Source organism: Marinomonas sp. SBI8L (genome assembly GCF_001624705.1).
Lineage (GTDB): Bacteria > Pseudomonadota > Gammaproteobacteria > Pseudomonadales > Marinomonadaceae > Marinomonas.
Genome location: NZ_JSEO01000006.1, coordinates 22,134 through 35,307, shown reverse-complemented (window position 1 = coordinate 35,307; position 13,174 = coordinate 22,134). Strand labels below are relative to the sequence as shown.

13 protein-coding genes and 1 riboswitch are annotated in these 13,174 nt (G+C 38.6%); of the genes, 10 read left to right on the top strand and 3 right to left on the bottom strand.

Annotated elements, in window-relative coordinates:
• Nucleotides 1-44: 44 nt before the first annotated feature.
• From OA91_RS10365 to OA91_RS10340, 6 genes are all read left to right on the top strand, one after another.
• On the top strand, nt 45-1,109 hold the full coding sequence (locus OA91_RS10365; protein WP_063338160.1) for a hypothetical protein: 1,065 nt from the start codon (nt 45-47) through the stop codon (nt 1,107-1,109).
• A 339-nt stretch (nt 1,110-1,448) separates the two neighbouring features.
• Nucleotides 1,449-2,684 carry a hypothetical protein gene (locus OA91_RS10360; RefSeq protein ID WP_157203822.1) on the top strand — a complete coding sequence of 412 codons (1,236 nt, stop codon included), beginning with the start codon at nt 1,449-1,451 and terminating at the stop codon, nt 2,682-2,684.
• A gap of 203 nt (nt 2,685-2,887) precedes the next feature.
• On the top strand, nt 2,888-3,643 hold the full coding sequence (locus tag OA91_RS10355; protein WP_082827877.1) for a substrate-binding periplasmic protein: 756 nt from the start codon (nt 2,888-2,890) through the stop codon (nt 3,641-3,643).
• Between the two features lie 286 nt (nt 3,644-3,929).
• A complete protein-coding gene (locus OA91_RS10350) occupies nt 3,930-4,466 on the top strand; it encodes an isochorismatase family protein (protein ID WP_063338158.1) in 537 nt (178 codons plus the stop codon).
• A gap of 327 nt (nt 4,467-4,793) precedes the next feature.
• A complete protein-coding gene (locus OA91_RS10345; RefSeq protein WP_082827876.1) occupies nt 4,794-5,573 on the top strand; it encodes a substrate-binding periplasmic protein in 780 nt (259 codons plus the stop codon).
• Nucleotides 5,570-5,944, top strand: coding sequence for a hypothetical protein (locus OA91_RS10340; RefSeq protein ID WP_063338156.1), 375 nt, complete (start codon nt 5,570-5,572; stop codon nt 5,942-5,944). Before OA91_RS10345 ends, OA91_RS10340 begins: the two co-directional genes overlap by 4 nt.
• Nucleotides 5,945-6,033: 89 nt before the next feature.
• Here OA91_RS10340 and OA91_RS10335 read toward each other — a convergent pair whose 3' ends face one another.
• The gene (locus OA91_RS10335; protein ID WP_063338155.1) at nt 6,034-6,687 is read right to left on the bottom strand and encodes a DsbA family oxidoreductase; all 654 of its coding nucleotides are present in this window, start codon (nt 6,685-6,687) and stop codon (nt 6,034-6,036) included.
• Between the two features lie 159 nt (nt 6,688-6,846).
• Between OA91_RS10335 and OA91_RS10330 the strand changes: the two genes are divergently transcribed.
• On the top strand, nt 6,847-7,038 hold the full coding sequence (locus tag OA91_RS10330) for a YwbE family protein (RefSeq protein ID WP_046018380.1): 192 nt from the start codon (nt 6,847-6,849) through the stop codon (nt 7,036-7,038).
• Here the strand turns inward: OA91_RS10330 and OA91_RS10325 are convergent.
• Nucleotides 7,035-7,745, bottom strand: a complete 711-nt coding sequence (locus OA91_RS10325) for a glutathione S-transferase family protein (protein WP_063338154.1) — start codon at nt 7,743-7,745, stop codon at nt 7,035-7,037. The two genes, OA91_RS10330 and OA91_RS10325, sit on opposite strands and share 4 nt — an antisense overlap.
• 299 nt (nt 7,746-8,044) lie before the next feature.
• On the opposite strand from OA91_RS10325, the gene OA91_RS10320 reads away from it, so the two are divergent.
• The 3 genes from OA91_RS10320 to add all read left to right on the top strand — a co-directional run bounded on the left by OA91_RS10320 (nt 8,045) and on the right by add (nt 10,654).
• Entirely contained in the window at nt 8,045-8,929 is an 885-nt protein-coding gene (locus tag OA91_RS10320; RefSeq protein ID WP_063338153.1) for a LysR family transcriptional regulator, read from the top strand.
• A gap of 36 nt (nt 8,930-8,965) precedes the next feature.
• Nucleotides 8,966-9,460 (top strand): hypothetical protein, encoded by a 495-nt coding sequence (locus OA91_RS10315; RefSeq protein WP_063338152.1) that lies wholly within the window; start codon nt 8,966-8,968, stop codon nt 9,458-9,460.
• A gap of 37 nt (nt 9,461-9,497) precedes the next feature.
• Nucleotides 9,498-9,597: riboswitch (purine riboswitch) on the top strand.
• Between the two features lie 58 nt (nt 9,598-9,655).
• Nucleotides 9,656-10,654, top strand: coding sequence for an adenosine deaminase (gene add, locus OA91_RS10310; RefSeq protein ID WP_063338151.1), 999 nt, complete (start codon nt 9,656-9,658; stop codon nt 10,652-10,654).
• Between the two features lie 115 nt (nt 10,655-10,769).
• On the opposite strand, the gene OA91_RS10305 is transcribed toward add, so the two are convergent.
• On the bottom strand, nt 10,770-12,869 hold the full coding sequence (locus OA91_RS10305) for a neutral/alkaline non-lysosomal ceramidase N-terminal domain-containing protein (protein WP_082827875.1): 2,100 nt from the start codon (nt 12,867-12,869) through the stop codon (nt 10,770-10,772).
• Nucleotides 12,870-13,174 lie beyond the last annotated feature (305 nt).

The window sequence follows — 13,174 nt, the reverse complement described above, 5'->3', positions numbered from 1 at the left end:
TTATTTGCTGAGTCCTATAACGTGTAGTTTTTAGGAGAAGTATAATGACAATTTATAATGTGCTGTCAGAGACTAATTATAAGCAAATGGTATCCAACTCATTTGTTTTTGGCTTGGTGAGTGTCACTATTTCGACACCTGTTTTTGCTAGTGATTTTTTAGATGACTGGCAAGATCAACTTAACGTGCGAACTTATACTGATGCTAGAACGGACGATAATGCAAACGAAGATGCGAGTTTATGGAATATAGATTTAGGCGCGGATAAATACAGAAAAGAGCTCTACGAGCGGCCAACCTCATCGATGAATAGCGAATTAGGCGGTTTGCCAGCCGCTGAAACTTATTATGAGTTTTTAGATATTTCAACGGCAAGTGTGGCCCTTGATAAAGAGAATAAGCATGCTTATTTTTCTATCGATTTGGTGGGTGATTCTTCTATTAATTCGGGTGTTTCTACCCTAGAAGGTTTCAATGAAACTTATAGGGTGAGGGTTTCTTCTCGGGATAATTTTGCCGCGTCTAATAATGAATCAGTAACGGGTTATATGTTTGCAGTAAGTGGCGCTGGAGATAGCCTAACTGATTCATTTTTAAGTGAAAATGCTTTTGATAATACACAAGCTTGGTACGACGACCCACTTGATGGAGGGGTGACTGGTACTGGTCTATCTGTCACAGACGAGGGCACGTTTGGCTATGCTGAGATGACAAGTCTGGGTGGAACATCAGATATTAGCGCTCGCTTAGTAGATAACTCGATTCAGTTAGCAATTGATTACGGTAATTTGAATATCGATAAAAGCGTATTTAGGAACCTCTTATTTGAAGCAAATGCAGGTGATACGGATCCTCTGAATGTGTTTTTAAATGATGAGTATAGTGAGATAGAAGCAGGGTCGCCTTATGAGATAATGAATATCCCAGATAGTATTTATGAGATTGATACACTTAAAGGTTCACGAGGAGGTGGCGGGTTAAAAGGTGCTCCAGCAAGCGCAATTGGCTCCGGCTCTACTGTCATTATGTTTTTCATTAGTCTATTTATTTCAGCTCGACTTAGGTTAAAAAAGCTAGGTGTTAAGTGTAAATCTCGTTTTTCAATATGACTCTCATAATGCTACTTAATTTGTATAAGTCTCAATTTGAGCAAAATATGAAGAAAGATTAGCTTAGAGTTATAGTAAGTTTTCTAAATGAAACTAGATTGGATAAATTCAGTGCTATTACATATATTGATGACAGTTTTGTCTCTTTTGCAGCATAAATTAGATAAAACTGATTCATGGTAACTGCACATTATTGATATATGCTTCGAAAATAATCAAAATAAGGTTTTTGGTTTTAAAAATCTTATTTTTTTAGCCACTGATAAATTCATAAATCTGGGGAACCCAATTATGCCGACCACAGGAACAAGCATGACATTAACACCCTTGTATGGCGCTTTGTTAGAAGTGTTTTCAAGCAGCAAGTTGGTGTGTGATGAAAGAACGCCAAGAGAAAAAGTTCAGGAAGAGCTATTACCTTTGGCGTGTGATTTTGGTGGTAAAGTTAACGACTTGTACGATGGCATTAGCAACCTTGCAACCGGAAAAGATGGTTATATAACACAAGGTGTTGACTTAGTTACTGCAATTATTTCCAAAATCAAAGAAAAAATCGTTGCTTATATAGATGTTCTAAAAATCGGTGAAGCATGTGGCGCTTTTCTCGATAGAGTATGTAAAGAAATCTTCAACTTGATTCCCGAAGCTGTTAAAAAAGTAATAGGCGAAATTGCACCAGGGATAGGAGATCTTAAATCAGCAACAACAGAAGTAATAAAAGCACTAGATAAAGTTTTTATTAGAATTAAAACTGAACGTTTATCTGATCTAGCTAAATACCCAGTTGCCAGTGACGTTATTGAAAGAATTCGCTCAGAAATTGCAAGCGTAGCCATTGAATCTGGTGGCAGAGCATTATTTAGTACTGTAAAAGGTGCTGCTGCTATTGCTACTGCAGGTGGCTCTGCTGCTATTTCAGCTGTAGTTACAGCGGTCGTTGAGCTGTTTTTATTTTTTAAAGGCATCATCGACAAAGAGAAAATGCGTGAGAAATTCAGATTATACGTACTTGATTGCAATAAAATGAAAAATAAAAAACTCACAGACAAAGAGTTTAGATTGTGGTTTAGAAAGGCAATTACTGATATGCCAGTTCTTGCTTCTTATGTTGTTTGTATGCCGTCTTTCGGCTCACCATATAATTTTATTAATTTAATTGAAGCGAAAAAAGCTAAACCCACAAGAGCCATGAAAATGGGGTATTCGATTAAAAAAGCGAAAGCTTGGGTAAGACGCAAGAAGGTCGGTAATTTTAATGAGTACTGTCAGAAATCAACTTACAGTGCTTATCGTGATTTACAATCAGAAGCGAAAGCATTTATTGCTGAAGGCATTCAAATTACTAGTAAAAAACCAGGTGCTATGCAGGCTTTAAATGCGGCGAGAGGGGAAACCAACTTTATCCCAGGCACAGACCAAGAAGCATTTGAAGCAGCGGTTAAGAAAATTAATCGTGAGAATTTAAAAAATGGGACAACCATTAAAAACTTTATGGGTGATCAAATCAAAGGGATTCCAGGCAAATTAGCTGGTGCTGTTGCTGAGGGCGTGGGTGATTTGTTAGTACCTGAATAGGCCTTTATCAAAGCTATTTGAGTTTCATCTCTTTTTAGCCCCTTGTTGCGAGTTAAACCGTAACAAGGGGCTTTTTTATATTCTGAAATACGGTTCAGTTTAGTCAAGTTGAGATGCTTTCAAGGTTCGCACCTTAGCTAAGTTAATGTTATCTTTATCATTATTGAGCTGAATATGACACGATATTTAAGGGAGTAAATATTTTGTATTACCGTATTTTCATTGCTATCACTGCGACTTTAGTGATGAACTCACTTGTTCAAGCTAAAACAATACGCCTTGTTACTCTCGAATATCCTCCTTATGAATATACACAAGATGGCCAGCTTAAAGGGCTGGCTGTTGATGTTATTCGACGTACTTTTAAAGAGATGAATCAGCCAATAACCATTGAGGTGTTACCTTGGGCTAGGGCAATGCGTTATATCAAAGAGGGGAGTCGTGATGCCGTCTTTACTGCCTTTAAAACCCCTGAAAGAGAGCGCTTTGCAGATTTCTCAAATCAGGTTTTGATGCAACAGGCCGTGTCCTTATTTGTGAGAAGAGACTCTAAGATAGCATTTGATGGAGACCTTAGGGAATTAGATACCTATAGCTTAGGCGTAGTACGCAAGATAAGTTATGGCTTAAAACTTGATAATGCCATAAAAACTGACACCTTTAGGCGGGTTGAAGAAGCGAATGAAGGTACTCAAAACTTAGGGCTCTTATTGAAGAAGCGAGTTGATATGGTAGCTAGCACCAAGTACGGTGGCTATCACATCCTAAAAAAACTCGATAGGGAAAGTGATGTTAAAGAGCTCACTATTAGTGTTCAAAACTTGCCAAGTTATATCGCTTTCTCTAAGGAGCGTAAACTTACTCAATTAAGAGATGAGTTTGATAAAACATTGGCCCGCTTAAAGCAAAGTGGCGAGTATCAAAAAATCATTGATGATTATTTCGCAAGGCAATTATAGAAGAAGCCTTTCTGTTTATCCTGAGTATCAAGGGCTTACGACTAAATTCTTACACCTTAGTGCGTGAGGTAAAGTGCTTGAACTTATGACGAGATATGCACTTTGATTTTAGGTTCCCCATGTGAAAAGGCTAAGTCTTGTATTATGTTATCGAATCGATAGAATTGTGAACGCATTTAAGCTCATGGGTTGCTCGTTTATTTTAAGTAAACTCCCACCAATCCCATACGAATTTTTTTCCTATTTGATATGACAAAAACATCTCAATCAACCTAAGCGAGTAGCTATGATTAATATAGAAAATACCGGTCTAATTATTGTCGATATTCAGGGTAACCTTGCTGAGCAGATGTATGAAAAGGAATCCTTGTTTAAGCAGACAAGCATTCTAATTCAGGGAGCAAAACTGCTTGATCTTCCTATTATTTGGGTTGAGCAAATACCAGAGAAACTAGGAGCTTCTCATCCTGATATTGCAAAACACTTAACAGGCGTTGCTTATGCTAAATCAAGCTTTAGTGCATTGGGTTCTGAAGAGATAAAAGAGGCAGTTTTAGAAACAAATAAGACGGATTGGATAGTTGCTGGAATTGAGTGTCATATTTGTGTGTATCAAACTGTTCGAGACCTGTTAGCAATGGATTTAAAGGTGCATCTAGCAACCGACTCGGTCAGCTCAAGAACCATGGAAAACAAACAACTTGGGATTAATGCAATGCAAGCGGCAGGAGCAAGATTAACTGGCTCTGAAATGGCTCTGTTTGAACTGCAGCAAAAGGCTGAAGGTAGCGTCTTTAAAGAACTAATTAAGTTAGTCAAATAACCAGTTTTTACTGACAGTAAATAAGATAAACCCGCCCCAGGCCAATGGAGAGCAGCCCTAGCTCTCCATTATTGATATTCCATCTGACATCTAGGTTTAATTTTATTCAAGGGAAAAGGCGATTTGACCCAGTTCTAAAGCTAATTCCAAGAATGAAACTAAGCGTAAATTTTCTGAAATCCCCTTATTAAAACTGGTTAATAGTTCACTTTTTTAATAGAGTTAATGGTGTTTGATCATTTCGTTAGTCTAAGGAAGACCATGACTTAATTCGTCATATAAGCTCGCTACACTATTCTTGTTTTTGAATTACAAAAGGTAAGCAAGATGCATAGAAAGGGAATATTGCTATTTCTTATGTTTGCTCTATCAGCGAATACTTTGTTAGCAGATACGCTTAAAATTATTGGCATTCCAGGTGCACCTTATCGTTTTTACGATGAAGACAATAAGCTAACCGGTTTTGACATTGAAATTCTCGATGAAATTATGGGTAAACTGAATCTAGATTACCAAGTTGAACTTGTTAGTTCTTCAACCCGTTTGACCAAAATGTGGCAAGATTCAGATGTTGATATGGTATTCACCTTATCGAAAAAGCCTCAGCGATTTAACCTATTAACCTATGCTGAAGAGCCTCATATTAATCTCAATTGGAACTTCTTTATCCGTAAGGAAAGTATTGGGAAAATACATTATAACTCTTACACTGATTTAGCTGGTTTGAGAGTGGGGGCTACAAGTGGGTTTGCTTATACTCCTGGCTTTTGGAAAGCTGCCGAAGAGGGAGTATTTACACTAGATACCGTAGTAAATAATAATCTTAATCTTAAGAAACTGGTACATGGGCGCTTTGACACCTATGCCAGCAATACCGTTGAAACCTTGTATAAAGCAAAATTAGAAGGTTATTCAGATGATATTGTCTATTTAGAAAAACCTTTAAAACAAAAGCCCTACTACAACACCTTTGTTAAAGCATCAGATTACAAAGGCTTAGAAAGGGTGATGAAGGGTTACAATCAAGAGCTTAAAGCGATGAAGCAGGATGGTCGCTATCAAGCTATTTACCAGTCATATTTCGGTCAGATTAGTGGCTTACAGTGATAACTAGTTTATATAAAAAACTTCTATACTTTGGACTTTTATTTAGCGCTTCTTTATCTGCACAAATATGGTTTCAAATCGGTCTTGGTAACACTGAACTTAGTTGCCCTGATCAAATTCATATTCAAGGCAATACTTATCAAATCAAAAATGAATGTTACGGAAAAGAAGCTTACGACTTTCTGTTAGAGAAGGGGCTGATAGCCTTATCAAAAGACAGTGTTGAGTTTAGAGAACGCGTTATAACACAGCGTTCTTTTTTACAAGAGAAGTCTAAAACTATGACATTTCGCTTTAAAACATTATCAAGCGGTGAAGTCCAATTAGAACAAGGGCAAAGAGTTTTCTCCTTTATTCCTGTCGATCTTTGACTTCACAGAGAGCGCTTATCTTAAACTTGGACGTTTATGGATGTAGAAATACATTTCAAATGCTCCTACATCCATGGCTAAATAAGCTACTAAGTGCTTTCAGTTTCAGCACTGATTTGCTCTAGTGCTTGTTTAAAGGTTGCAGCCGCTTGACCACCACTAATGGCATACTTGTCATTAATGATAAAGGTTGGGACTGAAGAAACACCTAACTCTCTATATTTTTGTTGCTCACTTCGTACAATGTCCGAGAAGTCACTATTAGCAAGAAGTTGTTTAGCTTCGTTTAGAGGTAAGCCTACCGATTCAACAATTCGTAAGAGCTCAGTCTCATCATTTAGGTAAACCTTGTCACTAAAATGTGCTTTAAAGAGTGCTAGTTTCAGCTCTGTTTGCTTGTTAAAGCCTTTTGCCCAAGTTAGGAGTCTGTGACAATCAAAGCTATTAATCATTATGCTGTTTTCATCAAAGTTAAAATCAAAACCAGCATCTTTACCAAGCTGAGTAAGATGAGCTCTGTTTTCTACGCTTTGCTCCTTAGTTTGACCATACTTTTGCATTAGATGTTCTGATAAGTTTTGACCTTCAGTTGGCATGTCTGGGTTAAGCTCAAACGCTTGCCAGCTAATGTCGGCAGTTAATTTAGGCGATAGCTCTGATAATGCTTTTTCTAAATTTTTATAGCCCACAACACACCAAGGGCACATTACATCTGATACTATTTCAATTTTCAGTTGAGTCATTTTCTTTGCTCCAAAAATTTGCTTTTTGCTTTTTGCTTATAGCCATTGAATGGCCAATATTCTAACGCCAGAAAATGTTGAAGAATTAGATTTAAATATGAATTCTTGTATTACTAAGTGCATTTATATAGGCTTCTTGCTTATTTAGCGGAGCAAATTATGGCAACCCCAGCAAGACGAGATATCCAAATTGGTGCTCAAGTTAATATTGTTCAAAAGCAAGATCAGGGTAGTGGACAACTAACCCAAGGAAAGGTGCAAAACTTACTCACCAAATCTCCTAGTCACCCACATGGCATCAAGGTGCGTTTAGAGACTGGTGAGGTAGGTAGAGTTCAATCTCTTGTTTAAGAGATTAAGCTGGAAAGATAGCCATTTCTCGCTTTAAAGAAGGCCTCTAATCTTTCTGGATAATCCTTAGCTACAGCGGTTTGCACGGACGTTCTTTGTGATAAGGCATGTCGCCATGCACTTATTTTTGGAAGAGCTTCAAAAAAGCGGCAATCAACATATTTCTCTAAGGTATTGAAATACCTAAAGATAGGGCTGTAAACCGCATCTATAACCTGAAATTTATCACCCGAAAAGAATGGCCCTTGGCTTAATTGCTTCTCTACCTGGGACAATTTGGTTTGAATACTCTGTAAGCTTTGCTCAAGCCCTGCTTTGTCTATAGCGTTATACACACCAACAATATCGCCTAAAATACCTGAACCAAACTCTATCCAAGATCTGTGATGTGCTTTTTCGTAGGCATTGTCTGGATGCATACTGGATGTGTTGACTTCATTTAGGTATTCACAAATCACCTGAGACTCGAAAAGGCTGTTTTTACCCTCAAGCATTAGTACTGGCACCTTACCTAAAGGGGATACTTTGGCGAACCAGTCAGGTTTGTTGGCAAGGTCAATATCTAACCTCTGGTAAGAGGTACCTTGCTCCTTTAATAAAATGACTGAGCGTTGTACGTAAGGGCATAAGACATGGCTTATCAAGGTGATTTCGGCATCGCTTACATCTAAGTTTTGCTTATTTAATTCTGCTAAATGCTGAGTCATATTTTTCTCTCCAACTAATGCGTTTTATTCTGGATACTATTTTTGAGTGATATTCTTGAGTGATATTCTTGAGTGATATTCTTGAGTGATATTCTTGAGTGATATTATGTTTAATGCACCATTGCATGAAAACTAGCAAAATATGCAAAACCAATTTGCGCATTTGCACAGAGACTTTGAGTGGTGAGATCGAATACTCTTAAGTTACCTAACTTTAGGCAGGTGTAAGGCACATGTCTTAACTTGAAAGTGTTAGTAAGTCTTTCACTCAAGCCCCGAACCAAGATGGAGTAGTATTAATGGATTGGAATGCATTTAAGGTATTTTTAGCGATTGCCAATACAGGGTCTTTATCTGCAGCAGCAAGACGTTTATCTGTGAATCACTCAACTGTGTTTAGACGCTTAAATGCATTAGAGAAAGAAATGGGCGGTCGCTTGTTTGAGCGTTTTCAACATAGTTACCAACTAACTGGTTTGGGGGAAGAGGTTCTTGTCTTAGCGAAAACAATAGAAAGCGCTTTTGATGATATTGAACGTCATATAGCAGGTAAGGACTATCAGCCTAAGGGAAAGGTAAGTATTACCGCACCTAATAATATTGCTTATCACTATTTACCTAGTTATTTAGCGAGTTTTAATCAGGTTTACCCTGATATTGACGTCGAGGTATTAGTTGGGAACCTTGACTTTGACTTGAATAGGCGAGAAGCCGATGTTGCGATTAGAGCTAATGCGCAACCTCCTGAAAACCTAGTCGGTAAGGTGGTTGCGAATATTCCCTGGAGTGTTTTTTGTGGCGTTAACTATCTTGATAGTAAAGGGGGAAATAAAGTCTCTCCTAGAACAATGCAAGAGATGAAAAATCATTCGATTATAGGTGCTAGTGAGTTCCTAAAAAAAGTAGCGCCTTTTCCATTGTTGGATAAAAGCTTTTCAGAGCAAATTTTTGTACGTGCAAATGACTTAAATAGCATGTCTTATTTGGCAGAAGCAGGGCATGGATTAGCGATTCTACCTAATGATCAGGAGCGACAAGGCTTAATTAAGTTGTTTGAGGTTCAACCTCAAGTTACAAGCAAACTTTGGTTGTTAACACATCCAGACTTAAGGAATCAGACGCGGATAAAATTACTAATTAAGCATTTAACCGATTGTTTTGAAAAAGAAAAACGCTTAATTTAACCTTGATTACTCATTTATAAAACTGAAGGAGAAAGTTTGAGGTCTGTTATAAAGGTCACTCTTGTTGCTGTGGTGGCATTAAACTTAGCTGCATGTGCTTTTGTACCTAAAGTTGAGCATAGCCAAACCTATGCAAAGAGCTGTGAGATGTATACTAAAGAGTTGACCTTAGATGCTATTTCTTTAGGTGGATTGGATTGTGGTGGAAATACCAGTTGTGTTGCCGTTGCAGGCCTCATCCCTGTTACGACATTTTTAGTTTCTGGCAGTATCGTACTGGTAGGCAATACAGTTCATTGGCTTGAATACCAAGGCAGTTGTGATGAAGGATTAGTGCAGTCGGGGATAAATAAATTTATTCCAGAAGATGAAATTAAAACAGACGCTAAAACTCAAACCGAAGAAAAGCCTCTGATACTGTTAGATGACGTTTCTTTCGATCCACCTTTAGTCGATGAAACAAACGCTACTGCAGAAACATCTTCAGAATTAACAGAAGCCGAAGTAGAAGAGCAAGAAAGCGAACCATAAGCTTGATTTATGATTGCCAGCTTTGGTTCAACATGTTAATTTAGCCGCGAAATTGCTTCGTATAATCCCAATGATATGGTTTGGGAGTTTCTACCAAGAGCCTTAAATTCTTGATTATGAAGTCTGTAACTTTATGGCCAATACCTTGCTTATTACTCAAGGGCTTGTGCGTTTGTATTAAAGATAGAGACTCATATGAATTATTTAGACCTGCCAAAAATTGATCTTCACTGTCATCTAGACGGAAGCGTTCGTCCCAGTACTATAATTGATCTTGCTAATAAGCAAGGCATTAGCTTACCTAGCCAAGATATCGAGCAAATCAATCAGCTCATGATAGCGCCAGAAACTTGCCCTAATTTGCCTGAATATCTTAAACGATTTGAGTTGCCACTTTCTGTTATGCAAACAAGTGATGCGTTAGAGCGTATTTCGTATGAGCTATTTGAAGATGCCGCAAAAGAAAATGTTACTTATATGGAAGTGCGATTTGGCCCTCAGCTACACCAAGAAGCGGGTTTGAGCTTTGATGACATAATGGCCAGTGTTGTTGCTGGTATGAAGCGTGCTGAATCAGATTACAATATCAAAGGTAATTATATTCTATCCATACTCAGAACCTTCCCTAAAGATAATATCAAAGCGGTTTTAGATGCAGGGGCAACTTATTTAAATAGTGGCATAGTAGCCTTTGATTTAGCCGGTGCTGAGCTAGAAGGTTTTTGCCAGGAGTTTGTTGAGCATGCCGATTATGCTAAATCGCTTGGTTATCACATTACCATTCATGCGGGTGAGCAGGGCGTTGGCCAAAACGTTGAAGACGCCATACATTTATTAGGCGCAGAACGTATTGGTCATGGCATAGATATAAAAGATCATGAAGTTGCTTATAAAAGTGTTAAACAGGGTGATATTGCCTTAGAAACTTGCCCTAGCAGTAATATTCAAACTAAAGCTGTAAAGAGTCTAGAAGAGCATCCGGTTCGCGATTTCTATCTAGATAAGCTTGCGGTGACTATCAATACGGATAACCGTACAGTCTCTAATACCAGTATGACTAAAGAGGTGCAGAAGGTAATGGAGACATTTAATTTAACGGCAGAAGATTACCAGGGTATTTACCAGATAAGTGTCAATAAAAGCTTTGCAAGCAATGAGATAAAGCGGCATTTATTAGCTCACTTATTGCCTTAGTCAACTTTCATATTCTTTAAATGCTGCTTGAAAAGGGGCATTCAAAACATGATTAGAAGTAAATACAGCTTGGACACCTTGTCCAAACTGTATTTATCTGATGATTTCTGAGCCTCTATTGAATTTCAAAAGTACGGCTTTTGCCTGAATAGCTGTTAATTGAGCCTGTCCAACCACTTTTCCAGTGACCTTCGTGGCGAATACGGTATTTACCTTTTTCCATATTACTCGCTATATTCCAGTCTAATTGAGCATAAGAGCAAGCAAGACAATCAGCATCTGTATCTCTTATCCAAACGAATAGAGTATCTTTGTCATTCTCGGTAAGTACTGTTTCCCAGCTACCATTGACTTCTTTTTGAACTTTGAAAAAAGCATCCATGGTTTTGAAGTTATTTTGTGGGTGTCCCGATCTAAATTTTACAGTAACGGTATCACCTTGTTTATAACTTGAGTTAGCGTCTTTTTCCGTTTCCCCAAAGGACTCCCACAGTCGTTTATCATCATATACGACACCAAGCGCATAAATGACTTGTTCGTTTTCTCGATTCACGGGTGTTGGGCCAGCAGTCACTGGGCTATCGTTTACCATAGCTGTAGCTAAACCAGCATAAATCTGTCGGTAAGCGGCTAAGGTATCGGGGCCATAAATGGTGTGGCCACCTTCATAGTATTGCTTATCAAATTCTTCATTTGTGGTGATATAGCCAGTATAAGCATTTGCCAAACCTGCCATAACAACATGTTCAACACCTTTCGCGGCAAGTATCGTCTCAAGGTCTGCTCTTAATCTGCGTCCAGACATGGTCGTCATTTCACCAGGTATACCTACCAAGGCTAACTTGCCAATTTGGAAGATCTGGAAGGGAAGCGTGTCAGAATATAAATGGAAGGACTCATTTAAGTCAGCGTTCACAAAAGTTGGTTTAGGGTACTGGCATTCATGATGCTCATCTGAGCCTGTCGTAATGTTTGAAAAGGCATCTAATAAACCTAAAAGCGGGTAACCAGCCATCACATTACCAAACAAAGTATCATTCTCGTTCCAATAGGTACCTTCGTTATCCTGTGTCATGCCTTCTAACACACCATCCATGTTAGTTGGGCCATCCCAAGCCGCACCTGCGACAAATGACCAGCCAACCGTTCCTTCACATACTGTTTTATCACCTTCACCTGTATATTGTGATGACACTTGATAACCCGGCATTTTTACATATTGAAAGCGGTAATCTAGGATGCCAGAAAGAGAGTCAGTCGTATTTTCATATAGACTTAAAGCTTTATCGAACTGTTTTGTCGCGGATAGTAAGACGTTTTCTTTAGTGGTTTGCATACAACCATCTTGTGCCCCACATACATTAGGAGACACATCGCCTTCTTCACTATTCGCAAAAGCCGCAACAAAACCAGTATTAAAAGGAGGTTGAGAGCCCTTTAAGCTCTCAAATAACTGGCTTGCCATCCCTTTGTTATCGCCACTGATGTAGCGGTAGCTTTGTGGTGCAGATACATTATGGACAGCAAACCAATCTATCATGCCTATTTCTGTGCCGTCATCCTGTACTAGCTTGAGGACAGTCATAGTGTCATTTACATTAGAGGCATAATTTTTTGCATCCGGGTTAGCATCATAAATGCTAGGGTTACGGTTAATGCTAGCATCCGTCAGCTTGCCTTGTGCAAACTCGATATTACCTTGTGTTCTAGTATTAAAGGCTTTGACTATGGACTGATAAATTCCCTCAACAGCCACTGCGTAATTGTCTTCGTCGTATCCTAAGGCGCTCAGGTTAAGCATGATGTTATGGTCATAGCCCCCAGGCCCTACATGGGTATGAGTGGCTGTCAGCATAATATTTTGCTCGTTTAGATAGGGTGAGAGGCTATCGTCAGCAGCAACTTTTGCCATGACCCCTTGATGGATACTTTGAGTAATGCTTTGTAGATCGGCGCTCACAAAGATAACAAAATTATCACCTGAAGCATTGCCAATCGTAAATGCACGTGACCAAAGCCGAGTAAAAATCCCTTGTGTAGTTTGGCCTGTATCACCATAGCCTACCATGCCACGATCAGCTGCTGGCCCCGTAATGTCATATATACCAGTACCTACCATCCAGTCACCTGCGTGGGCGAGATTTGGTATAAGACTGGTGGTTAGCAGTAAGCTGCTCATTGCGATAGGTTTAATGAGAGAGGGTATTCGATTCATAAATTATCCAAAGGCATTCGCCATTTATTGTTATTAGAATTTGGAGAGAGCGTGATAGCACTTCCAGTGTTGACGCCATTTTCTCGATATGATTTTTAGCTAAAAATTAACCGATCAAATAAATGCTGGCTTTTGGAAAATACGGGACATGAATAGGCTTAGATATTACCTGTTATTACTATTTTGTAATGTGAGTGTCATCACATTATGCATTTAGATGATGTTGTGAAAATTCTTCATTGAGACTTTAGTGATAAAGGAAAGTGACAAAAAATTAGTAAATTGACATGTTACTGGCAACTAAA